Here is a 701-nt window from a genome sequence, read left to right on the forward strand (position 1 = left end):
CGACAGCGCTGGAGTCGGGCAAGGATCACAGCCTGACGAGCACGCTCACCGACGAGGCGGGCAACACCAGTGCGCCAAGCGATGCGCTGGTCATCCACGTGGATACCAGCCAGCTGAGCCTGACCATCGAGCAGGTGCTTGACAACGAAGGCAACGCCCCGACAGCGGTGTCTGACGGAGGCCGCACCAACGACAAGACCCCGACCTTCGAGGGCCAGGCAACAGCGGGAGCGACCGTCACGATCTACGAAGGCAGCACCGCGATTGGCAGCACAACAGCGGATGCCTCAGGCCACTGGAGCGTGACACTGCCAGAGCAAAGCGAAGGCGTGCACAGCTACACAGCCCAGGCGCTGAATGCAGCGGGCAATACGGTGAGCGCCCAGTTTGCACTGGAAGTGGACACCACACCTTCCAGCGTGCCAAGCATCGAGAGCGTCAAGGACGATGTGGGCACGGTGCAAACGGACGTGGCCCATGGAGGCATCACGGACGACACGACCCCGACCCTGGTGGGCAAGGGCACAGCGGGCGACACGATCCGCATCTACGACAACGCCAGCCTGGTGGGCACCACCAAGGTGCAGGCCAACGGCGAGTGGAGCTACACCGTCAATCCGGCACTGACCGTGGATGGTGAACACAAGTTCACGGTCACCAGCGTGGACAGCGTGGGCAACGAAAGCGCTGCCAGCGCCGAG

At 64.1% G+C, this 701-nt stretch carries 1 protein-coding gene; it reads left to right on the plus strand.

Annotated features, from left to right (window positions below; translation table 11 throughout):
• On the plus strand, positions 1 to 701 hold a 701-nt coding region (locus QEP11_RS14305), incomplete at both ends, for an Ig-like domain-containing protein (protein WP_284337329.1).

The organism is Comamonas halotolerans (assembly GCF_030162935.1).
Lineage (GTDB): Bacteria > Pseudomonadota > Gammaproteobacteria > Burkholderiales > Burkholderiaceae_C > Comamonas > Comamonas halotolerans.